The 26,141-nt window shown below is 54.7% G+C and carries 23 protein-coding genes; 14 read left to right on the forward strand and 9 right to left on the reverse strand.

Going from position 1 to position 26,141, the window contains the following annotated elements; all coding sequences use genetic code 11:
• Positions 1-6: 6 nt before the first annotated feature.
• Positions 7-1,536 (reverse strand): Re/Si-specific NAD(P)(+) transhydrogenase subunit alpha, encoded by a 1,530-nt coding sequence (gene pntA / locus AC0Z7K_RS21235; RefSeq protein WP_485615875.1) that lies wholly within the window; start codon positions 1,534-1,536, stop codon positions 7-9.
• Positions 1,537-2,072: 536 nt separating this feature from the next.
• On the opposite strand from pntA, the gene ydgH reads away from it, so the two are divergent.
• Complete coding sequence (gene ydgH / locus AC0Z7K_RS21240; protein WP_413528841.1) at positions 2,073-3,026, forward strand: DUF1471 family protein YdgH; 954 nt, start codon at positions 2,073-2,075, stop codon at positions 3,024-3,026.
• 91 nt (positions 3,027-3,117) lie between these two features.
• Here ydgH and AC0Z7K_RS21245 read toward each other — a convergent pair whose 3' ends face one another.
• Complete coding sequence (locus tag AC0Z7K_RS21245; protein WP_485615847.1) at positions 3,118-4,230, reverse strand: dipeptidase; 1,113 nt, start codon at positions 4,228-4,230, stop codon at positions 3,118-3,120.
• Positions 4,231-4,480: 250 nt separating this feature from the next.
• Between AC0Z7K_RS21245 and AC0Z7K_RS21250 the strand changes: the two genes are divergently transcribed.
• From AC0Z7K_RS21250 to AC0Z7K_RS21295, 10 genes are all read left to right on the forward strand, one after another.
• Positions 4,481-6,076, forward strand: coding sequence for an ABC transporter substrate-binding protein (locus AC0Z7K_RS21250; protein WP_485615848.1), 1,596 nt, complete (start codon positions 4,481-4,483; stop codon positions 6,074-6,076).
• The gene (locus tag AC0Z7K_RS21255; RefSeq protein ID WP_485615849.1) at positions 6,073-7,086 is read left to right on the forward strand and encodes an ABC transporter permease; all 1,014 of its coding nucleotides are present in this window, start codon (positions 6,073-6,075) and stop codon (positions 7,084-7,086) included. Before AC0Z7K_RS21250 ends, AC0Z7K_RS21255 begins: the two co-directional genes overlap by 4 nt.
• A complete protein-coding gene (locus AC0Z7K_RS21260) occupies positions 7,083-8,009 on the forward strand; it encodes an ABC transporter permease (protein ID WP_112167721.1) in 927 nt (308 codons plus the stop codon). Before AC0Z7K_RS21255 ends, AC0Z7K_RS21260 begins: the two co-directional genes overlap by 4 nt.
• On the forward strand, positions 8,009-8,839 hold the full coding sequence (locus AC0Z7K_RS21265; protein ID WP_485615876.1) for an ABC transporter ATP-binding protein: 831 nt from the start codon (positions 8,009-8,011) through the stop codon (positions 8,837-8,839). Before AC0Z7K_RS21260 ends, AC0Z7K_RS21265 begins: the two co-directional genes overlap by 1 nt.
• Positions 8,836-9,621: an ABC transporter ATP-binding protein gene (locus AC0Z7K_RS21270; protein WP_413528838.1), complete on the forward strand. Its 786-nt coding sequence runs from the start codon at positions 8,836-8,838 to the stop codon at positions 9,619-9,621. Before AC0Z7K_RS21265 ends, AC0Z7K_RS21270 begins: the two co-directional genes overlap by 4 nt.
• Positions 9,622-9,688: 67 nt before the next feature.
• Positions 9,689-11,248 (forward strand): serine hydrolase domain-containing protein, encoded by a 1,560-nt coding sequence (locus tag AC0Z7K_RS21275; protein WP_485615851.1) that lies wholly within the window; start codon positions 9,689-9,691, stop codon positions 11,246-11,248.
• A 382-nt stretch (positions 11,249-11,630) separates the two neighbouring features.
• Positions 11,631-12,107 (forward strand): GlcG/HbpS family heme-binding protein, encoded by a 477-nt coding sequence (locus tag AC0Z7K_RS21280; protein ID WP_485615852.1) that lies wholly within the window; start codon positions 11,631-11,633, stop codon positions 12,105-12,107.
• Between the two features lie 59 nt (positions 12,108-12,166).
• A complete protein-coding gene (locus AC0Z7K_RS21285; protein ID WP_485615853.1) occupies positions 12,167-12,724 on the forward strand; it encodes a sugar dehydrogenase complex small subunit in 558 nt (185 codons plus the stop codon).
• Complete coding sequence (locus AC0Z7K_RS21290) at positions 12,717-14,321, forward strand: GMC family oxidoreductase (protein ID WP_413528834.1); 1,605 nt, start codon at positions 12,717-12,719, stop codon at positions 14,319-14,321. Before AC0Z7K_RS21285 ends, AC0Z7K_RS21290 begins: the two co-directional genes overlap by 8 nt.
• 18 nt (positions 14,322-14,339) lie before the next feature.
• A complete protein-coding gene (locus AC0Z7K_RS21295; protein WP_485615854.1) occupies positions 14,340-15,659 on the forward strand; it encodes a c-type cytochrome in 1,320 nt (439 codons plus the stop codon).
• A 71-nt stretch (positions 15,660-15,730) separates the two neighbouring features.
• Here the strand turns inward: AC0Z7K_RS21295 and AC0Z7K_RS21300 are convergent, their stop codons facing one another.
• Entirely contained in the window at positions 15,731-16,840 is a 1,110-nt protein-coding gene (locus AC0Z7K_RS21300; protein ID WP_485615855.1) for a GGDEF domain-containing protein, read from the reverse strand.
• A gap of 272 nt (positions 16,841-17,112) precedes the next feature.
• Here AC0Z7K_RS21300 and dauA point away from each other — a divergent pair, with 272 nt between their 5' ends.
• Positions 17,113-18,774, forward strand: a complete 1,662-nt coding sequence (dauA, locus tag AC0Z7K_RS21305; RefSeq protein ID WP_485615856.1) for a C4-dicarboxylic acid transporter DauA — start codon at positions 17,113-17,115, stop codon at positions 18,772-18,774.
• 64 nt (positions 18,775-18,838) lie between these two features.
• On the opposite strand, the gene kdsA is transcribed toward dauA, so the two are convergent.
• The 6 genes from kdsA to hemA form a co-directional block, all read right to left on the reverse strand.
• Entirely contained in the window at positions 18,839-19,693 is an 855-nt protein-coding gene (kdsA, locus tag AC0Z7K_RS21310) for a 3-deoxy-8-phosphooctulonate synthase (RefSeq protein WP_413528830.1), read from the reverse strand.
• A gap of 94 nt (positions 19,694-19,787) precedes the next feature.
• Entirely contained in the window at positions 19,788-20,597 is an 810-nt protein-coding gene (gene sirB1 / locus AC0Z7K_RS21315; protein ID WP_112167710.1) for an invasion regulator SirB1, read from the reverse strand.
• A 2-nt stretch (positions 20,598-20,599) separates the two neighbouring features.
• The gene (locus tag AC0Z7K_RS21320; protein WP_413528829.1) at positions 20,600-20,989 is read right to left on the reverse strand and encodes a SirB2 family protein; all 390 of its coding nucleotides are present in this window, start codon (positions 20,987-20,989) and stop codon (positions 20,600-20,602) included.
• A gap of 44 nt (positions 20,990-21,033) precedes the next feature.
• Positions 21,034-21,864, reverse strand: a complete 831-nt coding sequence (prmC, locus tag AC0Z7K_RS21325) for a peptide chain release factor N(5)-glutamine methyltransferase (RefSeq protein ID WP_485615857.1) — start codon at positions 21,862-21,864, stop codon at positions 21,034-21,036.
• Entirely contained in the window at positions 21,864-22,946 is a 1,083-nt protein-coding gene (prfA, locus tag AC0Z7K_RS21330; protein WP_112167707.1) for a peptide chain release factor 1, read from the reverse strand. The genes prmC and prfA overlap by 1 nt, the downstream gene beginning before the upstream one ends.
• A 32-nt stretch (positions 22,947-22,978) precedes the next feature.
• Positions 22,979-24,241: a glutamyl-tRNA reductase gene (gene hemA, locus AC0Z7K_RS21335; RefSeq protein WP_413528827.1), complete on the reverse strand. Its 1,263-nt coding sequence runs from the start codon at positions 24,239-24,241 to the stop codon at positions 22,979-22,981.
• Positions 24,242-24,538: 297 nt separating this feature from the next.
• Here hemA and lolB point away from each other — a divergent pair, with 297 nt between their 5' ends.
• Both lolB and ispE read left to right on the forward strand, forming a co-directional pair.
• Positions 24,539-25,162, forward strand: coding sequence for a lipoprotein insertase outer membrane protein LolB (lolB, locus tag AC0Z7K_RS21340; protein WP_413528826.1), 624 nt, complete (start codon positions 24,539-24,541; stop codon positions 25,160-25,162).
• 1 nt (position 25,163) lies between these two features.
• Entirely contained in the window at positions 25,164-26,027 is an 864-nt protein-coding gene (ispE, locus tag AC0Z7K_RS21345) for a 4-(cytidine 5'-diphospho)-2-C-methyl-D-erythritol kinase (protein WP_485615858.1), read from the forward strand.
• The last annotated feature ends 114 nt before the right edge of the window (positions 26,028-26,141 follow it).

A 26,141-nucleotide genomic window follows, 5' to 3' on the forward strand; every position in this document is an offset into this window, starting at 1 on the left:
TACCCCTTAATTCTTACGAAACATCTTCAGCATGCGCTGAGTGACGGTGAATCCGCCGAAAATATTGATACTGGCGATAAGTACCGCAATAAAGGACAGGAAGCTGACCCAGCCGCCGTGACCAATCTGCAATACCGCGCCCACCACGATGATCCCGGAAATGGCGTTGGTGACCGACATCAGCGGAGTATGCAATGCATGGCTGACGTTCCAGACCACGTAATAACCGACCACGCAGGAGAGCGCAAAGACGGTGAAGTGGGACAGGAACTCTTTCGGCGCAACATTTGCCAGCCAGCCAAACAGCACAATGGCCACCGCCATGATGATGAACTTGGTCCACGGCGACGCAGGTTTGGCTTCGGCTTTGGCAACAGGCTCAGCCGCTTTGGCCGCCTGAGGTTGCGCAGACACCTGAATCGGCGGTGCAGGCCAGGTAACCTCACCGGCTTTCACAACGGTCACGCCGCGCACCACGGTGTCTTCGAAGTCGATCTCGATTTCGCCGTTTTTCTCTTTGCACAGCAGTTTCAGCAGGTTAACCAGGTTAGTGCCGTACAACTGAGAGGACTGCGTCGGCAGACGGCTTGGCAGATCGGTATACCCGATGATTTTCACGCCGTTTTCAGTGGTGGTGATTTTATCCGCCACGGTCAGTTCGCAGTTACCGCCGGTTTGCGCCGCCAGATCGACGATCACGCTGCCCGGTTTCATGGACGCAACCATTTCTTTGGTGATGAGTTTCGGTGCCGGACGGCCGGGGATCAGCGCGGTGGTCACGATGATATCCACTTCTTCGGCCTGAGCGGCGAACAGCGCCATTTCCGCTTTAATGAAGGCTTCGGACATAACTTTGGCATAACCGTCGCCGCTGCCTGCTTCTTCTTCGAAGTCCAGTTCAAGGAACTCCGCACCCATACTCTGAACCTGCTCTTTCACTTCAGGTCGGGTATCAAAAGCACGTACGATAGCACCGAGGCTGCCAGCTGCGCCGATGGCCGCAAGACCCGCCACGCCAGCGCCGATAATCATGACTTTTGCCGGTGGTACTTTACCTGCGGCGGTAATCTGCCCGGTAAAGAAACGGCCGAATTCGTGAGCGGCTTCGACAATCGCACGGTAACCGGCGATGTTAGCCATTGAGCTCAGGGCATCCAGAGATTGTGCGCGTGAGATGCGCGGCACGGAATCCATTGCCATTGCAGTGACCTGACGGTCAGCCAGCTTCTGAATCAGTTCGGGATTTTGTGCAGGCCAGATAAAGCTGACCAGCGTGGTGCCTGCCTGTAATTTATCGATTTCATCGTTTTCAGGTGCATTCACCTTCAACACGATATCTGAATGCCAGACTTCCTCGCCGCTCACCACGGACGCGCCCGCTTGTTCATAAGCGGCGTCCTCAAAGCTGGCTAACTTCCCGGCACCTTGTTCGATAGCGACCGTAAAGCCGAGTTTGAGCAGCTGTTCCACCGTTTTCGGCGTGGCTGCAACCCTGGCTTCATTGGTCAACCGCTCTCTTGGTACACCAATACGCATAGTATTCCCTTCACCCTTTTCATTGATGATTTGTGTCATCGTCATAACAATTCAATTACCTGCCTGCCGGCTTATGTAGAACGCCGGAACGTGTTTTTTCAGGCTGGTTATAACCTACTGAATATCTAATCAATAATCTACGTATCGCAGTGATAGTCGGATAATTAATAATAAAAAAATTGATATGGACCGCAAACCTGCTGCAAACCCTGAGAAACACGCCTTTGATCCACTTCATCAGGCGATTAAAACCGGATCTATCACTCTGCCTTTTTTCCCCTGAGCCGCTGACAGCAGGCATAAAAGTTAGAAAATAGTGAATAATTAACATTTATTTCACTACTTGGATTATTCCTCAAACTTATATAAGTTAGGTTCAGCAAAAAAAGAACGGTGTAATGGCGCCCACGCCTGCATTACTGCCATAAATTACTGAGACACTCGGTATTGTTACATGCAATAATCGGCCGCTAACCTGTTACACATCAATAATTCAGCACGTTTCAACATTACTGCGCAAGGTGAAAGGATTTTTTATGAAGCTGACAAAAACGATCATTGTATCGGCCCTGTTTTCTGTTTCTGCGCTGTCTGCTGCACATGCCGCGCAGGAAATTAGCCCGCAGAAAGCAGCAGCCATCAAACCCTTTGATCGCATTGTTATTTCCGGGCGTTTTAACACGCTTGGCGATGCGGCTGATGCCGTGTCACGTCGCGCTGATAAACTCGGCGCTGACTATTTCTACATTCAGGACACCAACACTACTAACAATAGCGGTAACTGGCGCGTCGTTGCAGATATCTATAAAAAAGATGCGCCGGAAGTGAGCAAAGACCCAAATTATCGTGTGATCAACGGCGTGGTTGAGCTGCCTAAAGATGTCGCTTATCAGCTTGAGCCTTTTGATACCGTCACGGTCAGCGGATTCTACCGCAGCCAGCCAGACGTCAATGATGCCATCACCAAAGCGGCGAAAGATAAAGGGGCTTATTCCTTCTTCATCGTACGCCAGATTGATGCCAACAGCGGCGGCAACCAGTACATCACTGCGTTTATCTACAAAAAAGATGCACCGAAACGCGTAGTACAGGATCCGGATGCCATACCTGCGGATTCCGAAGCCGGTAAAGCCGCACTGGCCGCCGGTGGCGCAGCTGCGAAGAAAGTTGAAATTCCTGGCGTTGCCTCTTCGGGCAGCCCAAGCCGTGACGTTGGCCGTTTCTTTGAAACGCAGTCCTCTACCGGCAAGCGTTACACTGTCACTGCCACTAACGGTGCTAAAATTCAGGAAGTGAACGACGTGACCGCCGCACAGATGGTTCCGTTTGACTCCACAACCTTCACCGGGCATTTCAACAGCACCACGGATGTTTCGCAGGAAGTGGCCAACCGTGCCGCTGCCAAAGGCGCCAAGTTCTACCACATTACCCGCCAGTGGCAGAACAAAAGCGGTGGCAACCTGACCGTAAGCGCAGACTTCTTCAAATAAGTCTGACGCAATCAGCACAGCACAAAGGCAGCCACTGATGGCTGCCTTTTTATTTATCACACCGAATCGGGCATCAGGTCTCGCGTCCCGTTTATTCGCCCCAGGTTCTTTCCAGAACGTTAACCCAGTTTTTGTAGCAAATCTTCTCCAGCAATGCCTGCCCATACCCTGCTTTTCTCAATGCGTCCACCAGCACCGGCAATCCGCGCACATCAGCCATAAACGGGGCCATTGACGCGCCATCGAAATCTGATCCAAAGCCCACGCCGTCCTCACCCAAATGTTCCAGCAGATAATCCACGTGATGCACCATGATATCGGTGCCGGTATCGTCGCTTCTCTTGCCATCTTCGCGCAGGAACGGCACGGCAAAGTTCAGCCCGACAAAGCCCTGGCTCTCTTTTATAGCACCCAGTTGCTTGTCAGTCAGATTACGCGACTGCGGACAGATGCTGAAGGCATTGGAATGACTGGCCACCAGCGGTGCATCGCTCAGTTCAGCGATCTGCCAAAACCCTTTTTCGTTCAGATGCGACAGATCGATCATGATGCGTTTCGCATTACAGGCTTTCACCAGACGGATACCGGCGTCTGTCAGGCCGGGTCCGGTGTCCGGCGAGGTCTGATATTTGAACGGTACACCGTGTCCGAAGATGTTCGGACGACTCCACACCGGCCCGAGCGATCGTAATCCCATGCTGTAGAGCACATCGAGATTATAGAGATCGGCATCAATCGCTTCCGCCCCTTCAATATGCATAACCACAGCTAATGCATGGTTATCCATCGAGTGACGGATATCACGCGCCGTACGGCAGATTTTTACTTTTCCCTGCGACTGTTGTTCGATGCGCAACAGAAACGCCATCATGCCAAACGTGACGTCACGCGCAAAATCGAAAGAAGGCGTCGGAGAAAAATCCGGATGTTTTTGAGTACCTTCCAGCAAGAATTGGGTATCGACAGAACGATCTGGCGCGGTCTTTGCAAGATCAACGGCAGGAGTCGGCACCCAGGCGGCGAAAAGCCCGCCGGCAAAGCCTGCTTCACGGCAGCGAGGCAGATCCATTTGTCCGCTGGCCGGGCCCTGAAGGAATGCGTGCTCCGGATTTTGACGATGTTCTGTCCAAAGTTGCAGCAAAACGTCGTTATGTCCATCAAAAACCGGCATTAACTCTTCAGTTCCGTGCGCTACGTTATTCATAAAAAAGGTCTACCTTTGATTGAGCGTGACAAAGACAACGGAGATTTGCTCGCATGAGGTGCATCACCGGTTCCATGTTGCACTAAAGATGAACAGAGCCGTTGTCGTTCACATTAGATTTTTCGATATGAAAAGTCGAAACATGCAAAGCAACGGTTTTTCATTTAAGCCAGTTGCCCGCGGTGAAGTCAAGGGTTTGCCCACGTAATACTTAATTTTACTTTTATATATCAACACTATGGGAGTTGTTATGGTTACCAGGCGTCAATTCGTTACCGGTTTTTCCGCAATACCTGCACTGTCTTACCTGAAATTTGACTCTGTGTTTGCAGCCACGCCAGCGTCAATTCTTGTGATGGCCATTCAGCTCGACATCATTACCAGCCTTGATCCACATGAAAGTTTCGAGAGCGTAGGCAGTGAAATAACCGGCAATATGTATCAGCAACTGGTGAAACCTAAGCTGGCCTCCCCTGATGAAATCGAAGGCGATCTGGCCCTGTCATGGACCGTTTCCGACGATAAAAAAACCTTTACCTTCAAGCTGGATCCGAAAGCCAAATGGGCTGACGGCAAACCCCTGACCGCAGAAGATGCCGCATTTTCCCTGCAGCGCGTGGTGAAACTGGATAAAAGCCCGGCGTACATCATCAACCAGTTTGGTTACACCAAAGATAACGTGGAAAGCATGATCACCGCGCCGGACGCCGAAACGCTGGTGATCACGACCGCCGAACCGGCCTCAGAATCCTTCCTGCTGTATTGCCTGACCGCCAACGTCGGCAGCATCGTGCAGAAATCCGCGTGTCTGGCGAATCAGGCGGGCGAAGATTTGGGCAACGCCTGGTTAAAGAAAAACAGCGCCGGTTCCGGTGCCTTCAAACTGCGCGACTGGAAAGTCAGCGAATCCGTCATTCTTGAAAGCAATAAGAATAACCCGCACGCGGGCAATATTCAGCGCATCATCATGCGTCATATCGTCGACCCTTCCGCTCAGTTGCTGATGCTGCAAAAAGGCGATATCGACATCGCACGTAATCTGACCACCGAGCAGCTGCGTCCGCTGATGAACGACAAAAACTTCACGCTGGTACGTAAAGGCATCGCCGGCACTTATATGCTTTCCGCCAATACAGCACACCCGAACCTGGCCAAACCGCAGGTCTGGCAGGCGCTGAAGTGGGCGGTGGATTACGAAAATATTCAGCAGCATATCGTGCCGCTGACCCACAAAATTCATCAGAGTTTCCTGCCCGAAGGTTTCCCGGCAGCGGTGAACACCATCATGTATAAGCGTGATGTTGCCAAAGCCAAAGCGTTGCTGGCCGAAGCCGGTTTTCCGAATGGCTTCGAAATCACGCTCGATCACTATTCCGCATCACCCTCTTCCGACATCGTGCAGGCATTGCAGTCAAATCTCGCCGAAGTAGGGATAAAAGTGACGTTACTGGCTGCGGAAAGCCGTCAGGTGCTGACCAAGATGCGTGCGCGTCAACAGCAGCTGGCCCTGACCCAATGGGGCGCGGATTACTTCGATCCGAACTCCAACGCCGAAGCATTTTGCAGCAATCCGGATAACACCGATGCCGCGAAGAGCCGCACGCTGGCGTGGCGTTGCAGCTGGCAGGATAAAAGCATTTCCGATCTCAGCGCCAAAGCGCTGAAAGAGCCGGATCCGGCCACGCGTATCAAACTTTACGAAGAGCTGCAGACCAGACATATGGAAAACAGCCCGTTTATCATCATGCTGCAACCGACGAATACCGCCGCCTGCCGTAACGTGATTTCCGGCGTGGCATTAACCGTAATGAACACCAGCCCTTACGAGAAGGTTGTTAAAGCGTGAGCAAGAGACTCAAAGGCTATCTGAGTACCTGCATCAGCGTTTGTCTTACTTTGTTTGGTCTGTCGGTAGTGACGTTTTTTATTGGTCGCGTCATGCCGACGGATCCGGTTCTGGCTGCGGTCGGCGACAACGCCCCGCAGGCAGTCGTAGAACGGGTTCGTCACGAAATGGGGCTGGATCAGCCCCTCTGGTTGCAGTTCTTTCACTACCTCAGTCAGGTGTTTCACGGTGACTTAGGCCGTTCCGCCCTGACCTCCAATCTGGTCACCACCGATATCGCCCGCTTCTTCCCCGCGACGCTTGAGCTGGCGACCGCTGCCATCATTATTGCAGCCGTGGTAGGCATTCCGCTTGGTGTCTGGGCGGCAACGCGTCAGGGCAGCTGGATTGATCAGACCATCCGCGTAGTGTGTCTGGCCGGTCATTCGCTGCCGGTGTTTGTGCTGGCCTTGCTCAGCCTGCTGATTTTCTACTCCGCGCTGGGAATTGCGCCGGGGCCGGGACGTCAGGACATCATCTATCAGGACATGATCCCGCAGGTCACCGGGCTGTTAACGGTGGATTCCCTGATCGCTGGTGACATGGGCGCGTTCTGGGATGCGCTGGCACACATGGCCCAGCCGGTGCTGATCCTCGCGTATTTCAGCATGGCGTACATCACCCGGATGACACGTACCTTTATGCTCAATGCGCTGAGAGGCGAATATGTGATCACCGCGCGCGCCAAGGGATTATCGGCTCAACGGGTTATCTGGAAACACGCCTTCCCGACCGTCGGCGTGCAGCTCATCACCGTGCTGGCACTGACTTATGCCGGTTTGCTGGAAGGTGCCGTGGTCACTGAAAACGTCTTCTCCTGGCCGGGTCTCGGACAATATCTCACCGTCTCGCTGATGAATGCGGATATGAACCCGGTGATCGGCTCCACGCTGCTGATCGGCGCGATTTACGTGCTGCTTAACCTGCTGGCCGACCTTCTCTACCGACTATTGGATCCCCGCGTAAAATGACTTCAATCCCTGTTACCTCGCCACCCCGCGCCGGAAGCCGCGCCTGGCTGCTGGCGGATACGCCGCTGACCCGCACGCAGGCCGTGTGGGGACGCCGTTACCGCATCTGGCTTGGGCTGCGCAAAAATCCCCTGGCCGTCACCGGCCTGTTCACCGTGCTGGTTGTACTGCTGGTGTCAATTTGCGCGCCGTGGCTGACGCCTTACGACCCTGGCGCGCAAGATCTGGCGCATCGTTTAGCCAAACCGTCTTCCCTGCACTGGCTGGGTACCGATGAACTCGGTCGCGATACGCTGAGCCGCATTCTGTATGGCGGTCGCATCACGCTGGGTATGGTGATTATCGTCGTGGCGATCGTGGCGCCGCTCGGTCTGCTGATAGGCTGCGTGGCCGGTTATGCGGGCGGATGGGTGGATCGCTTGCTGATGCGCGTGACCGACATCTTCCTCGCCTTCCCGCGTCTGATTCTGGCGCTGGCGTTTGTCGCCGCCCTGCGTCCGGGCATCGAAAGCGCCATTCTGGCGATCGCCCTCACCGCCTGGCCGCCATACGCCCGTCTGGCGCGCGCCGAAACCATGCAGGTACGCGGCACCGATTACATTGCCGCCTGCCGTCTTACCGGCGCGACCTCTGCCCGCATCGTGCTGCGCCACATTATGCCGTTGTGTGTGCCGAGCCTGGTGGTGCGTATCACCCTCGACATGAGTTCAATCATTATCACCGCCGCCAGCCTCGGTTTTCTGGGCATGGGCGCACAGCCGCCATCGCCGGAATGGGGGGCGATGATTGCCACCGCACGCCGTTTCCTGTTCAGCGAATGGTGGGTGCCATTAATTCCGGCAATTGCGATTTTCGTGACGTCTCTGGCGTTCAACTTCCTCGGCGACGGGCTGCGTGACGTCCTCGATCCTAAGGAGCAATGATGCTGGTTGATATCAAAGATCTGCACATCACATTCAAAACCAACAGCGGCAGTTTTGATGCCGTACGCGGTGTCTCGCTGACGCTGGGTAAAGAGAAATTCGGCATCGTGGGCGAAAGCGGTTCGGGCAAATCTCTGACCGCGCGATGCCTGATGAATCTGCTGCCATCCAGCGCCAAATGCCGCGCCGAAACCCTGTCGTTTGACGGTATCGATCTGCGCAACGCCAGTGAAAAACAGATGCGCCAGATCCGTGGCAAACGCGTCGGCTTTATTTTGCAGGACCCGAAATATTCACTCAATCCGGTGATGCCGGTGGGAAAACAGGTCGCGGAAGCGTGGCAGACGCACAAGGGCGGTACAAAAAAACAGGCCATGAACGCCGCGATCGAACTGCTTGATCAGGTTCGCATTCGCGATCCGCATAAAGTCGCGCAGCGTTATGCCCATGAAGTGTCCGGCGGTATGGGCCAGCGCGTGATGATCGCCATGATGCTGGCGCCCGATCCGGAGCTGATGATTGCCGATGAACCGACCAGCGCGCTGGATGCCACCGTACAGGCGGAGATTTTACGTCTGCTTGACGATCTGGTTTCCAGCCGTGGCATGGGGCTGATTCTGATCAGCCACGATCTGCCGCTGGTGTCGAAATTCTGCGATCGCGTGGCGGTAATGTACGCCGGGCGGATTGTCGAAACGTTACAGGCCGGAGACTTACTGAAAGCACAACATCCTTACACACGCGGGTTGCTGGAATGCCTGCCGTCGCTGAAACATCCGCGCGACAGACTGCCGGTGCTGGTGCGTGATGAAGCATGGAAAACCTCATGACAGAACACTCTACGTTTAACCGCGAATTTTTTGATAACAGCAAGATTACCCTCAATAATTTGCGCATTGCGTTCGATGATAACGAAGTCGTCAAGGGCGTGAGCTTCAGCGTCCCACCGGGCGGCTGTTTCGGCATCGTCGGCGAGAGCGGCTCGGGGAAATCCACTATTTTGCGCGCGCTGGCCGGGCTTAATCAGTCATGGTCAGGGGAAATGGTAATCGGTGGTGAAGACCAGATGCCGGTGCGTCAGAAACGCTTTTTCCGCCGCGTGCAGATGGTATTTCAGGACCCCTATGGCTCGCTGCATCCGCGCCAGACTATCGACCGCATCCTCAGCGAACCGCTGATCGTGCACGGTTTTCTCAACATCGAGAAACGTATTGCCGATGCGCTGGCCGAAGTGGGATTGCCGCAGGCTGTGCGCTTTCGTTTCCCGCATCAGCTGTCCGGCGGACAGCGTCAGCGCGTGGCGATTGCGCGGGCGATGATTTCAGAACCCGAGATTTTACTGCTTGATGAACCGACTTCCGCCCTCGACGTCTCGGTTCAGGCCGAAATCCTGAACCTTCTGAGCGATCTGCGCGAGCGCCGCAAACTCACTTATATTCTGGTCAGCCACAATCTGGCGGTCGTAACGCATCTTTGCACCAGCATTGGCGTGATGATTGGTGGTGAAATGGTTGAGCTTCTGAGCGCGGACGATTTACGGATGGGCAACGTCAGCCATCCGCATACAGCAGAATTGCGATCGTTGAGTCTCAGTCTTGAAGAGCCCGAATGAGCCAAATGCACGTTCATATCAGGCATATTTAAAAGTATTCACTGACTGACAGTATTGGGAGACGTTCATGACATCCACCACACAGTCTGCATTACAGTGGCAGGCGGCAGAGACTGCGGCGAAACGCATCACGCAGAGCTGGAACAAACCCGGCGAACCGGGCGGCGCCATCACCCTTTTCGACAGCAAAACTCTGCGCAGCTGCTCCACCGGCGGGTTGGCGAATCTGACCACCGCCGAACCTTTTGGCATCGATTCGGTGGTGCGCTACGCCTCGGTCACCAAGCACATTTTCGCCACGCTGGCGTTACTGCGCAGCGACGCCGGCCTTACGCTTAACGATACGCTAGGCCAGCATTTACCGCAGCTGAAAGCACCGATGTCGCAGGTGACTGTCGGCCAGGCGCTGGATATGACCGGCGGTTTGCCGGACGTGCGCGAAACGCTCTCGCTGCTCGGTGTGTCGGTTTATAACGTCAGCGACGCCGCAGATATCATGGCGTTTCTGGCACAAGACGGCGCGCTGAATTTCCCGGCGGGCACTGAGATTTCTTACAGCAACACCGGCTACCGGCTGGTGGAAGAGATCCTGAAACAAAAAGGCATTTTGTTTGAAGATCTGCTGCAACAGCACATCGCACGTCCGCTGGATATCGCTTTCCACGCGCCGGAAACCTGGTTCGATATCGTGCCCGATCTGGCACCCGGTTACTGGCAGGATGTGACCGGCTGGAAAACCGCCGTCGCCGGTCTGCATCTTTCGGCGTCCGGCAGCCTGACCGGCAGCGTCCGGTCGCTTTCCGTCTGGCTGCAAAGCCTGCTGAGCAATACCGGTCCCGGCGAGGGCGTGCTGAAAACCCTGACGGAACCGCGTTACCTGCACGGCGATATTCCCTCCGCCTACGGACTGGGCACCACCTCAACGCAAATCGGTGAACATACGGTTTACGGCCACGGCGGTTCGCACGCCGGGTACAAAACCTATTTCCTGCTGCATCCGCAACGGGATATCGGGGTCGCGCTGGTCTCTAACCGCGAAGACACCACGGCGTACACCCATGCGCTGGAGGTGATGTCGGCGCTGCTGGCCACCCCGCTTCCGCCACGCAGCCACGCCCTGCCGGATGGCCTTTACGCCAGCACCGCTGAACCGTACTGGCTAAACGTCAGCAACGGTACGGCCAGCTATCTGGGTTGTGCAGATAACCTGTATGAGGGCGAGGATGCCGGTGAGGCCATTACGCTGTCGGCGCATATGCCAATGCGTCTGCGCTGGGACGGTAAAGCCATTAAAGGCGAAATCGGCCATGCACCGCGTTACTTCACGCCGGTCGAACCTAATGACTGCCTGAAAATGGTTCAGGGACGCTGGTATCACCCGGAATCAAAAGCCGCGTTTGATATTGAGGGAGACCGGCTGCTGATGGGCGTCGGCACATTACGCGCCAGCGGTCAGCTGTCGTCGCTGGGTGCCGGGCGTTTATTGGTGGAACTACCGGACGGCCCGTGGAAGAAAAACTTCTGCCTCTATTTTCAGGGCTATAACGTAAAGCTGATTTCTAACCGCAGCCGCGTGCTGAACTTCCGCCGCGACGAATGTCGCAGCGGCTGGCAGCCGACGAAATAATCCCCTTCACACCGCACAAAGCCTTCCGCCCGGAGGGCTTTTTTGTTAACCCGATCACATTTCATTTATCACAATGGATCATCTGGTACATATTCGCACAAAATGTTCAGTCCTTATTCCATAAGGCCTGCCAGCCCGATTTGCGCACTTTATCATCTGAAAATCTTCTTTTTGAGTAGTTGCCCGCCGTAATCGTCACTTCTTCTATTTTGTTAATTGAATTAACATCCACGAAACATAAAACAATAACCTTGTGGTTACTTTGGCTTTAAGAAACGCCGAAAGGCGTCCGGCCAGTAAACGCTATTGTTTTAAAAGTAATGATTTTTATAAATTTTTTATTCGAAGCAATGCTGTTGCAACTGTTACAAGGGATGAGTCTATGTCTGTTAAAAAACACTCCGCGCGCGCGTTACTCTGTGCCGCCACATTTCTTTTTTCTGCCACATCTGCGTTTGCCGCCGATCACCCTCAGCTGGATAATGCGCAGGCCGCCAGCGTGATCGACAGCGTGAAATCGACGCTGTCGGAACAACACAGCACCGGTTGCGTGGCCGTTGTTGATGCATCTGGTTCATTACTGGCCTTCCAGCGCCTGGACGGTTCTCCGGCCGGTTGCGTTGAGGCGTCAATTGGCAAAGCCCGCACGTCCGCCCTCTATCACGCCCCTTCGCTGAAATTCATGCAGCGTTTGCAGGGCGGCGAAACCACGGTTCTGGCGATCCCTCACGCGGTCGCACTGGGCGGCGGCTTCCCGCTGACGCTTAACGGCGAAGTGGTGGGCGCGGTTGGCGTCAGCACGCCGAAGCAGGAGATTGACAACCAGTCCTCTGAAAAAGCCGCCAGCGTTCTGAAATAACCCCACCCGAAACAGTTTGATTAATGGCCACGCCATGGCCGTTTTATGGAAAAGACACAATGATCAACCTCTCTCGTCGCCGGATGGTTCTCGGCACTGCGGGCGTGCTGGCAGCCGGGATCGGCAGCCAGCTACTCGGCGGTGGCGTGTTTGCCACACTGGCTCACGCCGCGCCGCCTCTGGCATCGGCCGTGACTATGCCCGCCAGTTTTATGCAGCTTTCCAGACAGCTGACCGGTATGGATGCGCTGGAACCCCATCTTGCGCAGGCACTCTATAGCTGGCTGCATCATGCCAAACTCGACACCCAGCTCGATGCACTTTCGGCACTGATCGCTGAAAATACTGACGTCGTCGGCGACTCCCTGCATCTGCTGTTAGCACAGCAACCGGCTGAAATGGCGAAGTTGTATCAGCAACTGGTCAGCGGCTGGTATCTCGGCGTGGTCGGTCAGCCGGGCAGTCAGCAATGCATCGGATTCGAAAATATCGTCAGCTATCAGCTGCTGAAAAATAACCTGCTGCCTCCCAGCTATGCGCCGGGTGAACCGAATTTCTGGATCCACAAACCTGCTGCCGCATCGCAAAACACTCAGGAGGTAAACGCTCATGGCTGATGCACTGAACGCAGACGTTGTCGTTATCGGTGCCGGTATTGCCGGCTCCCTGGCGGCGCTGAAAATGGTCAAAGCCGGGGTTTCCGTGCTGATGCTCGATTCAGGGCCGGTCATTAAACGCGATGAAGCGGTGGAACTGTTTCGTCAGTCGCCGCTGAAAGGCGATTTCACCGAGCCGTATCCCCCGAAACCCTGGGCTCCGCAGCCGAAATTCCAGCCAAAAGATAATAACTATCTGATCCAGAAAGGCCCGGATTTATACGCGGCGCAATACCTGCGCGGCGTCGGCGGCACCACCTGGCACTGGGCCGGACAAGCGTTTCGCCTGCTGCCGAACGACATGAAGATCAAAACCCTGTACGGCATCGGTCGCGACTGGCCGATCGGCTATGACGATCTCGAACCTTATTACACCGAGGCCGAAATCCAGATGGGCGTATCCGGGGACGATGCGCTGGATTCTCCGCGTTCGCAGCCCTATCCGCTGCCGGGTATTCCGCTGCCTTACGGTTTTGACCGCATCAGTAAACGCATCGCCAAACTGGGTTATGTGCTGGGTATTGGTCCGCAGGCGCGCAACAGTATTCCTTATGATGGCCGTCCTGCCTGCTGCGGTAACAATAACTGTATGCCGGTCTGCCCGATCGATGCGCAATACCACGGCGGCATCTCCGCCCGTAAAGCCATCGAAGCCGGCGTGCGTGTCATTGCCAACGCCGTGGTGTGCAAAATTGAAGCCAACGACAGTGGCGAAATCGTCGCCGTGCATTATCTCGATGCCGACAAAGTGATGCACAAAGTCACCGGTAAACGGTTCGTGCTGACCGCCAACGGTATTGAAAGCCCGAAACTGCTGCTGATGTCCACCAGCGAAAAATACCCAAATGGTATCGCCAACAGCTCCGGCATGGTGGGACGAAACCTGATGGATCATCCGGGGACCTCCGTGGAGTTCTACGCCGATGAGCCGGTGTATTTTGGCCGCGGTCCGATGCGTCCGGGCAGTATCAACAACCTGCGCGACGGTGAATTCCGTGGCGAACGTTCCGCGCTGCGCATCGATGTGGCAAACACCTCACCGGTGCGATATCTGACCGAGCGTCTGGTACGCCAGGGCTATTACGGCAAAGCGCTGAACGACAAACTGACTTTTCAGTCTGAGCGGTTTATTCAGCTCAAATGCCTGCTGGAGATGCTGCCGGAGCCGGAAAATCGCGTCGTCTTAAGCAAAACCGAAAAAGATGAATGGGGTATTCCGCGTCTTGAGGTGTATTACAAATTCCCGGAATACGTTCATCGCGGCTATGACCAGTCGATGCTCGACTTCCAGAAGATCGTCAAAGAAATGGGCGGTACCGACGTGGTGTACAGCAAACGTGGCGTGTATGACAACAACCAGCACATCACCGGCACCATGATCATGGGCAGTGATCCGAAGGATTCGGTAGTGGATGGCGACTGTCGCACACACGATCATCCGAACCTGTTTATCGCCGGTACCGGCATCATGCCGTCGGCCTCGACGGTGAACTCCACGCTGTCCGGTACGGCGCTGGCTTTACGCATGGCGGATACGGTGCTGAAAAGCCTGGCCTGATTTTCTGAGGATTGAGCAATGAAAATGAATTTCACGCTGGCGATGTTGCCGTTAATGGTGGCGACCAGCGTCTGGGCAGCGGATACGCCAGAGAATACCGCGCTCATTAAACGTGGTGAATATCTGGCGATCGCCGGTGACTGTACTGCCTGCCATACCGCGCCGGGTGCGGATAAAAGCGCAAAATTTGGCGGCGGCTATCCGCTGGCTTCCCCTTTCGGGGTGATTTACGGCACGAATATTTCATCCGATAAAGAGTTTGGGATCGGCAACTGGACGGACGAGGAGTTTGTACGCGCAGTGCGCGAAGGCGTGGGCAAAGAAGGTCAGCAGCTTTATCCGGCCATGCCCTATGACTCCTTTACCAAAATGAAACGCGACGACGTGCTGGCGATCAAAGCCTATCTGATGTCGCAACCGGCGGTGTATTCCGCCGGGCCGCAGACCGATTTGTCATTCCCGTTCAACCAGCGCTGGGGTATGCGCGTCTGGAAGTGGTTTAACTTCGACAAAGGCGAGTTGAAAAACGATCCGTCGAAGTCCGCCGACTGGAACCGGGGCGCGTATCTGGTGGAAGCCCTCGAGCACTGCGGCACCTGCCACACGCCGCGCACGCTGACCATGGGCATGGACAACGACAAAGCCCTTTCCGGTGGCGATCTGGGCGCATGGACGGCGTTTAACATTACGCCAGATAAAAACGCCGGCATTGGCAACTGGTCGCAGGAAGAGCTGGTGGCTTATCTGAAAACCGGTTTCGTCGCCGGAAAAGCCTCGGCGTCGGGTGCGATGGCTGAAGCCATTGAGCACAGCCTGCAACATCTTTCTGACAGCGATCTGAACGCCATCGCCACCTACATCCGTTCGGTTCCGGCGGTGGGCGATGAGAAACAAACCAAACCGCGCGATGCATGGGGCCAGAAAGATCGGGATGTCTATCCGGTGCGCGCTCAGGGTCTGTCGATGGATAAATCCGCCGCAGCGCTGTTCAACGCCAGCTGTGCCGCCTGCCACGGCAAAGGCGGAGAAGGAATTGGCGCAGGCTTCCACGCCTATCCTTCACTCTTCCACCACTCCAGCACCGGTTCTTATGACAACCGCAATCAGGTGTCGGTGATCCTCAATGGCGTCCAGCGTCACATGGAAAAAGGTGAAGTGATGATGCCGTCTTTCGCCAACCAGCTGGATGATGAACAGATTGCTACGCTGAGCAACTACGTCAGCAAGCAGTTTGGCAATCCGGCGGCCGCCACGGTCACGGCGAAGGACGTCGGGGAAATGCGTAAAGCCGCAGATCTGACTTCTCCGCCAAAGATTGAGGAAGGCACGCAGAAGTAACAGGCGCAGAAGAAGGACACACGCATAAACGCAAAAAGGAGCCGATGACCGGCTCCTTTTCATTTTCATTATCAGGGATATCGGGTAGGCGGACGTTTATCCCCCAGCGCGGCCAGCGTCAGAATAGAACTGCCGACCACACGATTTTTCCCCTGCCGCTTGGCCTCGTATAAAGATAAATCGGCAAGTTTCAGGGATTTACGGATAATCATTCCCGGCAGATAGAGCGATACACCAAGTGACACTGTCACTTTTAGCTCCCTACCATCCTCAAGAATAATGAGGCAATCTTCGACCTCTTTGCGGATACGTTCGGCAATCGCCAGCAGCGTATCGGGATCGTAATTCGAGGTCATCACCAGAAACTCTTCACCGCCGTAGCGACCGGCAAAATCATCATTTCGCGTCAGATGCCGTAGTAACCGCCCCACTTCGATCAAAACCCGGTCCCCGGCCAGATGCCCGAGCGTGTCGTTGACGTGTTTGAAGTTATCGATATCCAGCAAAATCAGCCCGCAGGCTTCACGCTGCACCTGCCGTTGCGCCAGCCAGTAATCGATGCTGGCGCGATTGTTAATTTGCGTCAGATCATCGGTGGCCGCCTTCACCCGAATGGTGAAGACTTTGCTCATGTACATCTCTTTATAATTCAGCGCGTGATAACAGAGGATCATACAACCGGCGGCAATTGCCTGATAAAAAAGCAGTTCTGACCAGGGAACGTCGATCCCATGAATACTCGACACCAGCGCCAGGCGGAAAATTCCGACCAGAATAATGGTGATATAGAGTTCGCGATGTTTGCGTCTGCGCCAGACGCGGAAAGTGAACAGCGTACAAAGAATGATGGCGATAAACAGATTATTGAGGGTGAACATGCCGCTGAATAAAAACGCCACAATAAAACTGCACAGCCCGCTGAGCCAGCCACCAAAAAAGGTGACTAAAATCATCGGCAGCATTTCGAAACTGAAGGATAAGTCGTCGACCAGTACCAGACGGTTGCCACGCAAATACAGCGCGGTAAATCCCGCCACGACGCCGAAGACGATGCGTTTCCAGTGCGCTCCTTTAAAGGTGAAGGGTTCGCTGCGACTCAGGACAAAAAAGATAATCGACAGCGTGGCATACGTAACGCAAATATCCGCATACAAGCTATTGAGCGATATGATATCCGGCATAGATAAATGCGTCCCCTCACGCTTTTCTCTCCAAATTACGGGCATTAACTTAAATATAGATGATCAATGCCTTGATTGTTCCCGACACTTAAATATAGCGGGACGTGTCACATTGCCGGGAATTAAACTGGCGCACAGGATACAGGCCGCAGCCTTGTCACTCCTTGATTTACATCTAGATGACGTCAGGAGGATCGGCGTAAGCTAGTGCTTTCGGGTAATGGACAACCCGTGTTCTTTTCAATCCTTTTTCGTCAGGTGGTTTACGCCGTATGAATACCTCAGGAAGTCGCCGTATCAGGCTGTTCAGTGCTCTGATTGATGCCTGTTTCCATGAAAAATATTCTCTCCCACGTCTGCTCAAAGATGCCATTGCCGGTGTCACTGTCGGGATCATCGCGATCCCACTCGCCATGGCACTGGCCATTGCCAGTGGTGTTCCGCCGCAATACGGGCTTTATACGTCAGCGATAGCAGGGATTGTGATCGCCATTTGCGGCGGGTCTCGCTTCAGCGTGTCCGGGCCGACCGCCGCGTTCGTGGTGATCCTCTTTCCGGTCTCACAACAATTTGGCCTCTCCGGTTTATTACTGGCGACGCTGATGTCCGGTTTCATTCTCCTGCTGATGGGCATGGCACGCTTTGGCCGGCTTATCGAATACATTCCGCTGCCGGTGACGCTCGGTTTCACCTCGGGGATTGCCATTACTATCGGTACCATGCAGTTCAAAGACTTCTTCGGGCTGACAATGGCCACGGTGCCGGAGCACTATCTGAGTAAAGTCGCGGCGCTGGTGATGGCCATGCCGACGCTGGATTATGGCGATGCGGCAATTGGTATCGTGACGCTCGGCGTACTGATCTTCTGGCCGAAACTGGGCCTGCGCGTACCCGGGCATCTTCCGGCATTGCTGGCGGGTTGCGCAGTGATGGCAATTTTCATGCAGGCCGGACATCCGGTCGCCACCATCGGTTCGCGTTTTCATTATCTTCTGCCTGATGGTTCACAGGGCAACGGCATTCCGGCGATCCTGCCGCAGCTCACGCTACCCTGGAATCAGGGCAGCGGCCTGAGCTGGTCGCTGGTGCAGGCGTTATTACCGGCAGCCTTTTCGATGGCGATGCTCGGCGCGATTGAATCGCTGCTGTGCGCCGTGGTGCTCGACGGTATGACCGGTAAAAAACACCACTCGGACAATGAACTGATCGGTCAGGGTATCGGTAATATCGTCAGCCCGTTCTTTGGAGGGATCACTGCGACGGCCGCCATTGCCCGCTCGGCGGCCAACGTCCGCGCCGGTGCGACTTCACCGGTTTCTGCCATTATTCACTCACTGCTGGTGATCCTCGCCCTGCTGGTGCTGGCGCCGTGGCTTTCGTGGCTGCCGCTGGCGGCGATGGCCGCCCTGCTGCTGATGGTGGCGTGGAACATGAGCGAAGCGCATAAAGTGGTGGATTTACTGCGCCGCGCGCCAAAAGACGACATTCTGGTCATGCTGACCTGCATGAGCCTCACCGTGCTGTTCGACATGGTGATCGCTATCACCGCCGGTATTGTGATGGCCTCGCTGCTGTTTATGCGCCGCATCGCTAAGCTCACCCGCCTGACGGAAGTCCCGGTCGAAACGCCGGACGATATGCTGGTCATGCGCATCAATGGCCCGCTGTTCTTCGCCGCCGCCGAACGAATCTTTAGCGAATTACAGTCGCGCAGCGCAGGCAAGAAAGTGATCGTATTACTGTGGGATCGCGTCGCGGTACTGGATGCCGGTGGCGTGAATGCATTGCGCAACTTCGTCGACAACCTGACGGAAGGTACCGAAGTTCGCATCGCTGAAATTCCCTTCCAGCCGCTGAAAACCCTGGCCCGCGCCAGAATGCAGCCGATAGAAGGCAAACTGAGTTTCTACGGCAAGCTGGAGGAAGCGCTTTAAGCGCAGCCCGTAAACAACAAAGGCGACCACAGCGGTCGCCTTTGTTCATTCTGATACCGCCAGATTATTTGCTGGTATCGAGTGCCGGGAAGCTTTTCACCAGATCGTCGATGGCTTTCATCTGAACCAGGAAAGGTTCCAGTTTCTCTAATGGCAGCGCAGACGGGCCGTCGCATTTCGCGTGAGCCGGATCTTCATGCGCTTCGATAAACAGACCGGCGATACCGACCGCCATACCCGCACGCGCCAGCTCAGCAACCTGAGCACGACGGCCGCCGGACGCTGCGCCAAACGGATCGCGGGTTTGCAGAGCGTGGGTCACGTCGAAGATCACCGGATGACCGCCAGTGGCATTGATCATCACGTTCATGCCCAGCATGTCGACAACCAGATTGTCGTAACCGAAGTTGCTGCCGCGATCGCACAGAATGACCTGATCGTTACCGCCTTCTTTGAATTTATCGACGATGTTACCCATCTGACCCGGGCTGACAAACTGTGGTTTTTTCACGTTAATGACTGCGCCGGTTTTCGCCATCGCTTCCACTAAGTCAGTCTGACGCGCCAGAAACGCAGGCAGCTGGATAACGTCAACCACTTCAGAGACCGGCTGTGCCTGCCAGGATTCGTGAACGTCGGTGATGATTTTCACGCCGAAAGCCTGCTTCAGCTCCTGGAAAATCTTCATGCCTTCGTCCAGACCCGGACCACGGTAAGAATGAATCGATGAGCGGTTGGCTTTATCGAAAGACGCCTTGAAAACGTAAGGAATGCCCAGTTTCTGCGTCACGGTGACGTAGTGTTCGCACACGCGCATCGCCATGTCGCGCGATTCGAGTACGTTCATCCCACCGAACAACACAAACGGCAGATCGTTGGCGACGTTGATGTCCTGAATGCTAACCACTTTATGTTTCATGCTTTGGCCTTTTTAGTGATAAATCCTTCATCTGAGATCGCCTCCAGAGGCGCTTTTCACTACTCGTCAGATGATAACGTAAGGTAATAATAAATTAATGCAGCGTCACGTGCTTGTGTTCAATCGCATGGATCTGCACTTTGATCACTTCTGAAATCGGGTCTTCCGGGCACTGTTCGACAAAATAATTAAGATCAGACACCGCCACCTGATTGCAGTCGAGCTGTACGTAAATCAGGCCACGATCCCGGATTTCATACGGGTCTTCAGGGTCAAACTGCAACACGGTTTCACTTGCCCGCAGCGCCAGTTCAAACTGTCTTTCTTCCATCAGCGCTGCTTTGAGCGTATCGAGCATTTTACGCACGATCACGGTGTTCTCCGCTTCTTCCAGATCGTCGTCTTCAATTTCGGCCGTGATGCCGAGATTACCTTTGAGCCAGACGCTGAGCATATGTTCGTTAAGGGTGTCGCCGTTGATAGGATTGAGCAACCACATCTCTTCATCCAGCCAGTCTGCGCGGAGGATCAGCTGCGTGGGGAAAATGACCGGCATCAGCGGCAAATCAAGCTCATGCGCGATGTGCAGAAAAATCACACCCAGCGAGACCGGTGTGCCCTGCTTAGAGGCCAGCACTTTATCGATCCAGATAGCATCGGACAGGCGATACACACCGCCCGCGCCGCCAAACCCCCAGGTGCGGTAAAATAGTTCAATCAGGACTTCGAGCTGCTGATCCTGATCGAGATCTTCAGGCACGGCGCGGCGCGCTTCATCAACCAGCAGTTGCAACTGACGGCGGACATCTTCCGCATTGAAATCAAAGCGAACGGACTCTGTCACTTTGATCACTCCGGCACTGAGACGGGCAGTATTAAATTCGAAATCAGCAAGGGTACTCATAGTTATCCCAATAGCAGCGGCATTTTCGTCAGCGCCAGTTTGAGAACCAGATAGAGACAAGCCAGGGCCAGAATAAAGGCCAGCCAGCGTGTTTTCTGGCTAACGGGGCGCTTGCTCAGGGCTACAAAACCTAACGCGATGTAGATAATAACGCCGAAAAGCTTTTCGGTCAGCCAGGTTCCCTGTGGGCTGAACGGATAAAAGTGTGTGATGAAGATAAGCGAGATACCGCTTAATAACAGCAACGTGTCCACTACGTGTGGCACGACCTTCACCCAGCGTTTCTGCATCATAGCAGAACCCGCCCATTTCCAGAAAAAACGTAAAACAAACAGCGAAATACTCAGCGTAACGGTAAGCAAATGCAGATTTTTTATCCAGACGTAGATCATTGCCCGCTTCCTTGGATATTTCGAATTATTATAGGGTTAGAGGGCTACGCCCATTGCCCGAGCGTTACGCGATCGTTGTCGCCGTAATCTTTTACGGTCGATACCTGGTGATAACCGGCATCACGCAACAGCGTCTGAACGTCATTCGCCTGCTGCCAGCCGTGTTCCAGTAACAGCCAGCCGCCCTGCTGAAGATACGCCGGTGCGCTGCAAATAATATGAGCCAGATCAGCCAGACCTGCATTATCGGCAACCAGCGCACTCGCCGGTTCAAAACGCACGTCACCCTGCGCCAGATGCGGATCGGCGGCGTCAATATAGGGCGGATTACTGGCGATAAGCGCGAAGGTTTGACCGGTAACCGGCGTGAACCAGCTGCCTTGCAGGAAATGTGCATTGGGGATGGCGAGCTTTTGCGCATTATGTTGCGCCAGACTGACCGCGGCGGGTTGCAGATCAATGCCTGTTATCTGGCAGTCCGGACGCTCGCTGGCAATCGCCAGAGCAATCGCGCCGGTGCCGGTGCCTAAATCCAGGACCCGAACCGGTTCATGTGGCAGGCGCGCAAGCGCCTGTTCCACCAGACATTCGGTATCAGGGCGGGGAATCAGTGTGGCGGGAGAAACCGAGAGCGACAGCGACCAGAATTCGCGCTCGCCGGTCAGATAAGCAACCGGCTCACCCTGCTCGCGTCGCGTCAGCAGAGTCTCAAGCTGTTGACGTTGCTCAGGCGTAAGCGCCGTTTCGCCAAACGCCATAATGAAAGTTCTTGCCCGGCCGGTCACAAAACCGAGCAAGATTTCAGCATCACGCTTCGGGCTTTCGCCCCCGGCCAGACGCGCGGTGGCGTCACGCAGCCAGTGCTGAAAATCCATTAGTCCTGCTCGGACAGCGCAGCAAGCTGATCGGCCTGATATTCCTGCACGATCGGCTGAATGAGTGCATCCAGTTTGCCTTCCATCACTTCATCCAGACGGTAAATCGTCAGGTTGATGCGATGATCGGTCACGCGCCCCTGCGGGAAGTTGTAGGTACGGTTACGGTCAGAGCGGTCACCGGTGCCCAGCAGGTTACGGCGCGTCGAGGCTTCTTCGGCATGACGTTTGGCCACTTCGGCGGCACGGATACGCGCACCCAGCACGGACAATGCTTTGGCTTTGTTCTTGTGCTGTGAACGCTCGTCCTGACATTCCACCACGATACCGGTAGGAATGTGCGTAATACGGATGGCGGAGTCGGTGGTGTTAACGTGCTGACCGCCCGCGCCCGAGGAACGGAAGGTATCGATGCGCAAATCACCGGCATTAATTTCCGGCATTTCGGCTTCAGGAATTTCTGGCATTACCGCCACGGTACAGGCGGAAGTATGAATGCGCCCCTGAGATTCGGTTTCAGGCACACGCTGAACGCGGTGTCCGCCCGACTCAAATTTGAATTGGCCGTAAGCGCCCTCGCCGATCACTTTGGCAATCACTTCTTTATAGCCGCCGTGCTCACCTTCGCTGGCGCTCACAATTTCCACCCGCCAGCGACGCATTTCGGCGTAACGGCTGTACATGCGGAATAAATCACCGGCAAAAATCGCCGCTTCATCGCCACCGGTTCCGGCACGGATTTCAAGGAAACAGCCGCGCTCATCGTCAGGATCTTTCGGCAGCAGGAGAAGCTGTAATTTTTCTTCCAGCTCTTCGATGGTGGCTTTGCAGTCTTTGATTTCATCCTGCGCCATTTCGCGCATCTCGGGATCGTCGAGCATCATTTCGGCAGTTTCTAAATCTTCCTGCGCCTGGCGCCAGGCCAGAAAGCACTCAGAAACGGCGGTTAACTGGGAGTACTCGCGGGACAGACCGCGAAATTTGTCCTGATCGGCAATAACGCTGGCGTCGCCGAGCATCGCCTGCACTTCTTCGTGGCGCTCTTGTAACGCTTCCAGTTTGGCAACAATAGAAGGCTTCATGCGTGGTGTTTAACCCTGTGAGAAAAGAGGAACTATTGCTGACCCAGCCCGAGGCTGTCGCGTAAAATTTGCAAACGCTCCACATCACCGTCGCTGGCTGCCTGTTGTAGAGAACGGGTTGGCGCGTGAATAAGGCGGTTTGTCAATTTGTGGGCTAATTCATGGATCACCGCTTCGACGTCAGCGCCCTGCGCAATCGCTGCGATGGCTTTGGCTTCTGCGTCGGCGCGAATAATATCAGCACGCGAGCGATAATCACGAATAATTTCAACGGCTCCCTGCGAGCGCAGCCAGGCCATGAAGTTGGAGCTCTCCTGCTCAACGATAGTTTCCGCCTGGATAGCAGCGGCTTTGCGTTGGGCAAGATTGTTCTGAATGATGCTGTGCAGGTCATCAACGCTGTACAGATAGGCGTTGGCCAGTTTGCCGACTTCCGGCTCAATATCGCGCGGAACGGCGATATCCACCATCAGCATTGGCTGGTTACGACGGGCTTTCAGTGCGCGTTCCACCATACCTTTACCGATGATCGGCAGCGGGCTGGCGGTCGAACTGATAATGATGTCAGCTTCAGCCAGACGAGAATCGATATCCTGCAGGCTGATCACTTCCGCGTTCACTTCGCTCGCCAGCGCCTGCGCACGTTCGCGGGTACGGTTGGCAATCATCATATGACGGACGTTATGCTGATGCAGATGACGCGCCACCAGTTCAATGGTTTCCCCCGCACCGACCAGCAGCACGCTGACGTCTGACAGGGATTCAAAAATCTGGCGCGCCAGCGTACAGGCGGCAAACGCAACGGAAACGGCACTCGCACCGATATCCGTTTCAGTACGCACCCGTTTTGCGACGGAGAAAGATTTCTGGAACAGTCGCTCCAGCTCACCGGATACCGCCTGACCATTTTGAGATTCGGCAAAGGCCTTTTTGACCTGCCCGAGAATTTGCGGCTCGCCGAGCACCAGCGAATCCAGCCCGCTGGCGACGCGCATCAGATGGCTGACCGCTTCATTCCCGTGGTGCCAGTACAAGCTTTTGCGCACTTCATCTTCACTGAGATGATGATAGTCGCACAACCATTTCACCAATTGATCCTGCAGATTGCCTTGCTGTTCAACGCTGAGGTACAGCTCAGTGCGGTTGCACGTAGACAACACCACGCCGCCCTGCACCAGCGGTTGCTGGAGCAGACTGGAGAGCGCCTGGTCGAGTGTCTCGGGCGAAAAGGTTACCCGTTCCCGCAGAGACACCGGGGCCGTTTTGTGGTTGATACCTAATGCAAGCAGGGTCATATGGGAAGCGGTTATCGGCTTATACTTTATAATAGTATGGGTTTACGTCTGGTGCGCATTCTACAAGATGCGCGAGATCAATAAAAGGCGTACAGCACCAACAGTTAAATCCAATTACAAATCAGCATTTTCCCAAAACGGCTTTATCGCCGATCATCTGCTTCGGGTTGAGAACACCCGATGCTTTGGCTGTGCTAAACTAGCGCACGCCGAATTTGTCCTGGCACCTTTTGGTTTATTGAGACATTTTGTTGACCAAAACTACATTCCGCCATCGCACAAAGGATTTAATCTGTTATGCCAATGCGTAAAGCCCATTTTGTTCGCCTTCTTCCTCTTGCAAGCTTAGTGCTTGCCGCGTGTTCTTTTAATACGCCGAAAGGCCCGGCGACCAGCCCGACGTCTGCGCAATGGCGTGAACACGAAGCTCAGGTCAAACAGCTTGACCACTATCAGACCCGCGGCTCTTTCGCTTACCTTTCCGATAAACAGAAAGTCTATGCCCGCTTCTTCTGGCAACAATATTCCCGCGACAGCTACCGTTTATTGCTGACTAATCCGCTCGGCAGCACCGAAATGGAGCTGAAAGTGCAAAGCGGCGTGGCGCAGCTGACGAATAATGAAGGCAAGCACTACACCAGCGACAATCCTGACGACATGATCCAAAAGCTGACCGGTATGTCGATCCCTTTGGATAATTTGCGTTTGTGGATGCTTGGCCTGCCGGGTGATGGCACTGATTTCACACTCGACAGCCAGTACCGCCTGTCTCAGGTGAAATTCACCCAGAATGGCAAACCGGGCACCGTGGTTTATCAAAGCTACGATGACGATGCAAAACCTTCCCTGCCGCAGCGTCTGGAAATGACCCAGGGCGAACAACGCATCAAACTGAAAATGGATAACTGGACGCTTAACTGAGATGACGCAGCAATTGTGGCCGTCTCCGGCTAAACTCAATTTGTTCCTCTATATCACCGGGCAGCGTCCGAACGGCTATCACGACTTGCAGACGTTGTTTCAGTTTGTAGATTACGGCGACAGCCTGAGTTTTACCGTGCGTGATGACGGCGCGATCGTGCTGACCACGCCAACGGAAGGCGTGGCGGATGACGAGAATCTGGTTATCCGCGCCGCGCGTCTGTTGCAGTCACACGCGGGCGTCTCTCCGGGCGTGGAGATTTCCCTGCAAAAACGTATTCCGATGGGCGGCGGTTTGGGTGGCGGTTCGTCTAATGCGGCGACCGTGCTCATCGCGCTCAATACGTTATGGAATTGTGGCTACTCTGATACCGAACTGGCGCAGCTGGGTATCCAGCTTGGTGCCGACGTGCCCGTTTTTGTGATGGGTCATGCGGCCTTCGCTGAAGGCATCGGCGAGATTTTGCAACCTGTGGCACCGCAGGAAAAATGGTTTCTGATTGCCCATCCCGGCGTGAGTATTCCGACCCCGGTGATTTTCGGTGATCCTCAACTGACCAGAAATACACCAAAACGCACTGTTAATGTGCTTTTGAACACGCCTTACGCAAATGATTGCGAACCGATTGCGAGAAAACGATTTTACGAGGTTGAACAGCTACTTTCTTGGCTGTTAGAATACGCGCCGTCAAGACTGACTGGGACAGGGGCTTGTGTGTTTGCCGAATTCGACACCGAATCTGCTGCCCGTCACGTTTTAGACAAAGCCCCATCGTGGATGCGGGGTTTTGTCGCGAAAGGCGTTAACATTTCGCCCTTGCACCGTTTTCGTGAAACCTGGTTGAGGGATGCGGGCAAAGCGTAGAGTGTCACAGCAGTTTTGTGTCTGTTCTTTGCCAGCTACTTGCTACAACTCATTCACAAAGAGTTTTGTTTTAAGATTCAAGCTTTAAAGTTTTAAAGATTTTTATTTTCTCGT

It is taken from the genome of Rahnella sp. 1L-D-7-B-C2 (genome assembly GCF_057290995.1).